Below are 5,796 nucleotides of genomic sequence, written 5' to 3' on the forward strand. Positions count from 1 at the left end.
CAGTTGACCTGCGGGGAGCCGGGTTGACGTGGCCGTGTCCCGGTACGGGCGGGGCGCGTTGGCCGGGTGTGAGTGGTTTTGGGAGGCTGCCGGAACCGGAACGGCGGCTGGCTGAGGAAACGATCCTGCACGGCGCTCCGGACAGACCGCCGGAGCAGCCGTGGGCGGCGCCCGTGTCGGCGCCCGGGCCGTCCGTGGCGGCACCCGGCCCGCCGGTCGCGGCACCCGGGCCGTCCGTGGCGCAGCCCGGGCCGGAGACGCCCATCTACGCCGAGCTGGCCCGGCGCTGGCAGGCCGAGGGGCGAGCCGTCCCCGGGCAGCCCGACCCGGCCTGGGAGCCGCCGGCCGCGCAGGCCGGGGCTCAGTCGGCGGTGTCCGGCTCCGGCTGGAGCCCGGCGCGGGGGTCAGGGTGCACCCCGGGGACCGGCTCGGGGTGGAGCCCGGGGTAGAACTGCCTCGCCCACCGGCGGAACAGCCCGATCGAGCGCTCCCCGGGGACGAGCCGGGGCTGCGCCAGGTAGCGCTTGTGGTCCAGGACCGGGCGGTCCTGCTTGATGATCCGCACCGAGGCCTGGAGCGCCGCCCAGGAGGCCGCCCGGTCGACGGCCCGTGCCGCGCCGACCCCCGGCACCGGCACCGTGGCGGTCACCGCGAAGCGCACCCTGGTCCGCCACGGCGCGACCGGCGTCGGCAGCACCCACACCCGCAAGGTGCCGCCCACCTGCGGCAGTTCGACCTCCATGCGCATCAGCCCGAGCCCGAACAGCATCAGCGGCTGCTCCAGGCTCACCGCGCCCAGCCCGGGGAACCGGGTGGTGGTGCGCTGGTGGACGGTGAACAGCGGGCCGGCCACCTCGGGCGGGGCGGTCTCCCGGGTGTCCAGGCCGTGCAGCACCCGGGTGTGCCGGAAGTCGACGCTGTTCTCCATCACCTCCTGCGGGTGGGAGAGCACGTCCCCGCTCCACCACGCCAGCGGCCGTACCCCGACCGCCGGCGGCAGCTCCCAGGCGGGTGCGCCACCGTCCGAACCGCCGTCCGAACCGTTGCCCGGGCCGCCGCCGGGGCCGCACCAGACGAACAGCGCGCCGTCCCGCTCGCACAGCCGCCGCCCGGCCAGGGCGCCCCGGAACCGGATGCCGTCCGGCGAACCGGTGCACGAGCCGTCCGGGCCGAAGGCGAAGCCGTGGAACGGGCAGACCAGCTCCTCGCCCCGGACCGTCCCGCCCGCGCCGAAGTGCGCGCCCAGGTGCGGGCAGTGCGGGCCGACCGCGCGCACCGCGCCCCGGCGGGTCCGGTACAGCACCACGTCCTCGCCCATCAGCCGGACCGTGCGCACGCGCCCGGGCGGCAGGCCCCGGGACCGGCCGACGCAGAACCAGCCACTGGGGTACGGCAGGGGGGCGGAGCGCTCGTCCACGCGGAGTTCACCTCGATGGCTTGGCGGAGTTCACCTCGATGGCTTGACAGCCGTGTGAACGTACCAGGCGACGTGCTCCCGAACGCCGTACATCTCCACCGTGGACCGGAGATTGAGCCACTTGGCCGGATCGCCGAAGCGCCGCAGCACCTCCCACGGCAGCCGGAAGTACGCGTGCACGGCCTCCGAGGTCGGCAGGTAGTACGGCGTCGCGTCCAGCGCCTCCTCGACCTCGAACCCGGCCTCGGTGAGCAGCCGCGACAGGTTGCCGGCGTGGTAGACCTTGGCGCCGACCATCGTCATCGCGTCCAGGTACGGTTCGATCAACGCCCGTGCGCCCGGCTCCAGTTCGTCCAGCGGGCCGGTGCTCATCGGGCCGAGCAGCACCAGCCGGCCGCCCGGGCGCAGCACCCGGTGGAACTCGGCCAGCGCCCGGGGCGGGTCGTAGGAGTGGACCAGCGTCTCCATCGAGTACGCGCCGTCGAACTCCCCGTCGTCGAAGGGGAGCCGGTGGAAGTCCCCGAAGCGGAACACCGTCCGGTCGCCCATCCGGGCCCGGGTGCTGAGCCGGGCCGCCTCGGCGAGGTGGAAGTCCAGGACGTCGACCCCCGTCACCGCCAGCCCGAAGCGCACCGCCATCGCCCGGGCCACCACTCCGGCCCCGCACCCGGCGTCCAGCACCCGCGCCCCGGCCGGCAGTGCCAGCTTGCGCCCCAGCACGTCCTCCAACTGCCGCTGCGCCCGCCACAACCGCCACTTCGACTGCCCCGGCTCCGTCCACCCCCAGTGCCGCGCGTTGCGTGCCACCCGGGTGTAGAACCACCGGCTCCCCGCCCGCCCGTACACCCTGCGCAGCCCGGCCAGATCGAGTCCCTGAGCGCCCATGCCAGCGGGTTACCCGGCTCGCGGCGCCGCCTACCCTCGCCGCTCGCGGATACCCCGATGGAGGGAATCGTGTGGTCATCGTTCCATCGGTGGGGGGTGGTTGAGGGCGGGCGGCGGGGGAGTCGGGCCCGCCGAGGTGTCAGTCGACGTCCCGGGCGGTGGAGCCCAGGGCCTCCAGGTTCCAGGTGACGATCCGCCGGGGGTGCACCCGGATGACGTCCCGGCTGAACCGGTCGGGCGCCACCGGCGGGACGTCGACGGCGAGCACCTCCGCCCGGCCGCGGATCTCCACGCCGCGGCCCCAGCCGGGCGCGACCGGATCGTCGGCGGGCGCCATGTCGTCGATCAGGACGGAGACCTCGGGGCGGTCCCGGGCGTTGCGGTACTTGCGGCTGCGGGCGTTGTCCGGTCCGCCGATGTCGATGGTGCCGTCCTCGTTGAGCCGGAACCCCACCGGCCGGACCTGCGGGGAGCCGTCCGGGCCGGTGGTGGCCAGGCGGGCCAGCGGTTGGCCGGTGAGGTAGGCGCGTTCGCGTGCGGTGAAGGTCATGCGGACGACGTTAGGAGCTCAAGCGCCCTTCAGGTCAAGGACGCTCGCCGGTTCGCCCGCGCTCGGACCACGAGCGCTTAAGCTCCGCCCAGCGGGCCGCCTGCTCCTCCGTCAGGGCGCTGCGGAGTTCGGCGAGTTTGAGGAGCTGGGCCTCGGCGTCGGCGCCCAGGGGCTGGGCCTCGGCGCGGTAGTGGTCGGTGAGCAGGGCGTCGAGTTCGGGGCGGGTGAGGGCGGGGTCGAGGCGCTGGGCGAGCTTGGCCATGTTGCGGTAGGAGCCCTGGAGCAGGAAGGGGGGCTCGGTGCGGGTGCGGTCGTCCTGGGCGGCGGAGGCCAGGTAGGCGCGGTTGACGGCCAGGACGGTGGAGCGCAGGTGGAGCAGGCCGGCGAGGACGGCGGTCATCCGCTCGACCTCGGCGGCGGGCCAGGCGCCGGCCAGGGTGCCGCCGGGCAGGCCGCCGGCGCGGGCGAGCAGGGTGTCCAGGTCGGTGCGCTCGGCGGTGGCGAGCGGGGCCAGGTGGGGACTGGCGGGCAGGGCGTTCTCGACGAAGCTGAGCGCGAACAGGTCCTCGCGCCCGGCGACGGCGTCGCCGAGGTTCCACACGTCGGCGCGGTTGGCGAGCATGTCGGGCAGCCGGAAGAGGCGGCCGGACTCGGTGTACGGGTTGGCGGCCATGACCACGGCGAAGCGCTTGCCGCGCAGGTCCCACTCGCGGGCCTCGCCGTCCCAGACGCCGTCGATCCGGCGCTGGGCGTCGCACAGCGGGATGAAGCGCTGGAGGAACTCGGGCGAGGTGTGCTGGACGTCGTCCAGGTAGAGCAGCACGTTGTCGCCCGCGTGCAGGGCGAAGTTGAGCTTCTCGACCTCGCGCCGGGAGGTCGCGTCGGGGGCCTCGGCCGGGTCCAGCGAGGTGACCCGGTGGCCGAGCGCGGGGCCGCTGACGGAGACCAGCAGCAGGCCGAGCCGTTCGGCGAGGTACTCGACCAGGGTGGTCTTGCCGTAGCCGGGCGGGGAGACCAGCAGCAGCAGGCCGCTGCGGTCGACCGGTCCGCCGGGCCCGGCGGTGCCGAGCTGCTTGGCGAGGTTGTCGCCGACCAGCGGCAGGTACACCTGGTCGATCAGCCGGTTGCGGACGAAGCCGTTGAGCGGGGCGGGCCGGTACTGGTCGAGCCGCAGCCGGGCGTGCTCGACGGCCAGCAGTTCGCCGCGCAGCCGCTGGTAGGCCCGGTAGCCGGGCACCTCGACCTGCTCGAACTCCGCCACCCACGCGAGCAGTTCGTCCAGCCGGAGGTCGAGCGCGCCGCCCGCGAGCCGCGGGTGGTCGCCGAGCAGCCCGGTGATCCGGGCGCCCACGGCCCCCTCGGCGGCGCGGCGCGGCAGGGACGGGCAGAGCAGCGCGGCGGCGGCCTCGGCGAGGTCCGCCGGATCGGCGTCGACGGCCCCGGACTCCAGCCAGGCGGCGGCGAGTTGGCGCCGTACGGGCAGCAGCTCGGGTTCCTCGGGCAGTGCGGCCAGCGCCTCGGTGAGGCCGGCCGACTCGGGGGCGTCGCGGAACTTGTCGAGCAGCGCGGCGGCACCCGTCGAGTGGGCGAAGCTGGGTGCGGCGGCGGCCAGTTCGGCCACCAGGTAGGGCCCGGCGGGCGCCGCTCCCGGGACGAAGTCGGCGACGGCGGAGGAGAGTTCGTGGGCGAGGGCGTCCAGCGCGGCCTGCGCCGGGGCGCCCCCGAAGGCGTCCCGGGCGAGGCCCAGCGAGCGGGCCCGGGTGTGCCAGAGCAGCCGCTGCCGCTCGTCGGCGCCGTGCGCCCAGTACAGCTGCGCGGCCGCCCGGGCGTCCGCCGGGTGGCGCAACAGCCCCGCCTCGGCGTCGAGTCGGAGCAGGGCGCGGAGCAGCAGCGCGGCGTCGTGGTCGTGCACGCCGCGCTGGTAGCCCTCGTCCGGGCGCTGCTCGGCGGCCCGCCGGACGTACTCCAGCAGCTCGGCGTCGGTGAGCGGCGCGCCCGCCTCGACGGCCGGCAGCAGGCTCGCCGCGAGGTACTCGGCGCGGTACAGCCGGGGGGTCTCCGAGGGCAGCGGGCGGTCCCAGTACCGCTCGGTGGCGGCGAAGGCCGGGTCGGTGACGGGGGAGCGGTAGTCGGTGCCGGTGAGGGTGAAGGCGGGGCGTCCGCGCCAGGGCACCAGGGCGAGTTCGGGGCGCTGGGTGGTGACGGCGAACAGGTGCCGGCCCAGCCGCAGGGTGCCGGGGCCGTCCCCGGCCAGCTCGGCGCGGTCGCGCAGGGCCCGGTGGGCGCGGCCGCGGGCGGCGCGCAGCCGTCCGGTCAGCTCCTCGGCCCGGACCCGGTCGCCGAGCGCGGTCAACTGCCCGGCCAGGTCCCGGAGTTTGACGGCGGTCGGGTCGGCGGCGAGGGCGGCGTCGATCTCGGCGGCGGTGTCGAGAGCGGCCAGCCGACGGTGCAGGGTGTCGAGGACGCGCCCGGCGGAGGCGGCCAGCCGGTCGGCGCGCCGGGCCCGCTCCTCTAGCAGGTGCTGGCGGCGGGCGGTGAGCGCGTCGTGGATCTCGGTGCGGCGGGCGGTGAGCTGCTCGCCGAGCGTCGGGTCGGCGTCGGCGAAGCGGGTCTCCAGCTGCTCGATCCGCAGCAGCAGCCGGCCGAGCTGCTCGTCGCAGGCCTCGGGGGTGTCGGCGGCGGCGAGCGCGGCGGTGGTGGCCTGGCCGAGCAGGGCGGTCTCGGCGGCGAACTCGGCGGCGGCCTCGCGGGTGCGCAGCTCCCGGCGGCGCACGGTCAGCGCGGACCGGGCCCGGTTGAGCAGCCCGAGCACGTCGGCGAGCCGGTCGAGGATCGCGGTGCGGGTGGTGGCGTCGGCCAGGTCGAGGGTGCCGACCAGCTCCGAGACGGTCTGCAAGGCCTCGCTCTGGCCGCCCAGTTCGAGGCCCAGCGGCTCGGCCTCGGC

General features: G+C 76.1%; 4 protein-coding genes. All 4 read right to left on the bottom strand.

What is annotated here, in order from left to right; translation table 11 throughout:
• Positions 1–361: 361 nt before the first annotated feature.
• A complete protein-coding gene (locus ACFU6K_RS29330) occupies positions 362–1,417 on the bottom strand; it encodes a Rieske 2Fe-2S domain-containing protein (RefSeq protein ID WP_380668050.1) in 1,056 nt (351 codons plus the stop codon).
• Positions 1,418–1,447: 30 nt separating this feature from the next.
• Entirely contained in the window at positions 1,448–2,302 is an 855-nt protein-coding gene (locus ACFU6K_RS29335) for a class I SAM-dependent methyltransferase (RefSeq protein WP_380668052.1), read from the bottom strand.
• A gap of 139 nt (positions 2,303–2,441) precedes the next feature.
• Positions 2,442–2,852, bottom strand: a complete 411-nt coding sequence (locus tag ACFU6K_RS29340) for a PPOX class F420-dependent oxidoreductase (RefSeq protein ID WP_380668054.1) — start codon at positions 2,850–2,852, stop codon at positions 2,442–2,444.
• A gap of 34 nt (positions 2,853–2,886) precedes the next feature.
• On the bottom strand, positions 2,887–5,796 hold a 2,910-nt coding region (locus ACFU6K_RS29345), incomplete at its 5' end, for an AAA family ATPase (RefSeq protein ID WP_380668056.1).

The organism is Kitasatospora sp. NPDC057512, assembly GCF_042802135.1.
Taxonomy (GTDB): Bacteria; Actinomycetota; Actinomycetes; order Streptomycetales; family Streptomycetaceae; genus Kitasatospora.